We start from the raw sequence: 1,959 nt of genomic DNA, 5'->3' as shown, positions 1-1,959 counted from the left end.
TATTGGAACAGCGTGATCGATCCATTCTGGTTCATGCTATGCTGCTCCGCGCAATCTGTCGTCTGATGTCCCATCGGTGAACAGAAGGGCGCCCTCCGAGGACCTACATGCGTTGCGGAGCAGGAAGCGTGCCAGCGTCGTTAACACTTGTTCACGGGTCGGGGTCGTTAAGGTTAACAAGTGGTTTACGTTGCGTCTGAGCCAGCCCCGTGGCACACAAAAACCACTCCAGAAGCGGTCGTTTCGCGACGATCGGCAGCACTTCAGTCAGAGTTTTAGGGGAGCAGGGGGCTCGACCGGCCGTTCAAGGGAAACCTTGAACGGCTTCTTTTTTGATTCGCGCCAGATGATTCGCGGTTTGCTGTTCGGTCCGCGTTAATCTAGATGCTCGAACCTGGAATCCCGCAGTGAGTGCAATTTCAAATGAGTGAACCGGTAATTCCCTCGGAAGCCGACCCGGTCGAGGGCGCGCCCGAGCCGCGGCGCGAGCCGGTGTTCAACCTGCCGCCCGTCGTGCTGGCGGTGATCGGCATCTGCGTCGTCGTCTATCTGTTGCAGCAATATGTGTTGAGCGAATCCCAGCAGATGACATTGCTGTATGACGGGGCCTTCATCCCCGTTCTCTACACCGGGCAATACGGCTTCGACTGGTTCCTGTTTTCGCGGCCCTTCACCTACGCGTTCATGCATGGCGGCTTTGCCCATATCGCCATCAACATGGTGTGGCTCGCCGCGTTTGGCTCACCATTGGCAAACCGTCTGGGAACGCTGTGGTTCGCGCTGTTCTTTGCCGCAACCGGGCTGGCTTCGGTCGCGCTTTTCTGGGCACTGCATCCTTACGGTGAGGCGCCGCTGGTCGGGGCTTCCGGTGCGATATCAGGCATGATGGGGGCTGCGGCGCGTTTTGGCTTCCGCACCGATCGTTCGGCCGGCAAGGCCGCCTTCGCCGGCCCGGTGCTGCCGATCGCATTCGTGTTGCGCTTGCGCGGTGTCGTGATTTTCCTTGCCATGTGGATGGTCATCAATCTCGCCACCGGCCTGCTCGGTTTTGCCCCGGGGGTAGACGGCCAGATCGCCTGGGAGGCCCATATTGGCGGCTTTGTCGCCGGCTTCTTCGGCCTGCGCTGGTTCGACAGGCGATGGCAGGCGCCCGAATGGGAGACGGCCGACCACCACACTTGAAATGCAACCGATCACGGCGCACGATGTTCACTCTTACGTGAAGGCCGGTCAGGGCAGGAACCGGCAGGCAAAGCAGAGGAGGACGCCATGACGGTTAAGGCAATTCTCGAGAGAAAAGGCCATGACGTGTTGACGCTCGGGCCGAACGAAAAGCTTAGCGAAGCCATCCGTATCCTGGCAGAGCACAAGATCGGGGCGCTGGTCATCACCAATGGCGATCGCAAGATCGTCGGCATCCTGTCAGAGCGCGATATCGTCCGGGTTGTCGCCCGCGAAGGTGGAGCCGCGCTCGATATCCCCGTGCGTTCGGCGATGACGCCGAAAGTGAAGATCTGCAACGAAAACCACACCGTCAACGAGGTGATGGAGATCATGACCCGAGGCCGCTTCCGCCATCTGCCGGTGGAAAAGGACGGCATGCTCGATGGCATCGTGTCCATTGGCGACGTGGTCAAGCGCCGCATCGAGGATGTCGAGCGCGAGGCCGACGAGATCAGAGCCTACATCGCCACCGCCTGAGCGGTGAGGCGAACCGCCGGCCGGAGAACCGACCGGCGGAGCCGTGGTTACCTGTTGTCGAGTTCGGAGCGGACGAGTGCGAGCCCGCGCCGGGTGATGCGGTAGGGTCCACCGTCAGACGAAGAAACAGCCTTCTTCCGCTTCAGTTTTCGAAACAGCTCGAGATCGACGCCCGGATAATGCCAGCCGTCGCGGGTCAGGCATTTGACGGAGGCGATCCGTTTCTTCTCGTTCTTTTCGATTTCAATGCGTCCGCCC

The 1,959-nt window shown here is 60.4% G+C and carries 3 protein-coding genes; 2 read left to right on the top strand and 1 reads right to left on the bottom strand.

Features of this window, described 5'->3' with window-relative positions; genetic code table 11:
* Positions 1-423 precede the first annotated feature (423 nt).
* Entirely contained in the window at positions 424-1,182 is a 759-nt protein-coding gene (locus EN879_RS33775) for a rhomboid family intramembrane serine protease (protein ID WP_013531343.1), read from the top strand.
* Positions 1,183-1,269: 87 nt separating this feature from the next.
* Positions 1,270-1,701 (top strand): CBS domain-containing protein, encoded by a 432-nt coding sequence (locus EN879_RS33770; RefSeq protein WP_013531344.1) that lies wholly within the window; start codon positions 1,270-1,272, stop codon positions 1,699-1,701.
* A 47-nt stretch (positions 1,702-1,748) separates the two neighbouring features.
* On the opposite strand, the gene EN879_RS33765 is transcribed toward EN879_RS33770, so the two are convergent.
* A partial coding sequence (locus tag EN879_RS33765; protein ID WP_127274600.1) for a YjhX family toxin occupies positions 1,749-1,959 on the bottom strand: 211 nt, incomplete at its 5' end.

This window comes from Mesorhizobium sp. M7A.F.Ca.AU.002.02.1.1 (assembly GCF_003998535.1).
Classification (GTDB): domain Bacteria; phylum Pseudomonadota; class Alphaproteobacteria; order Rhizobiales; family Rhizobiaceae; genus Mesorhizobium; species Mesorhizobium ciceri.
Note: the sequence above shows the minus strand (reverse complement) of the source record. Positions and strands in the feature narration are given on the sequence as shown.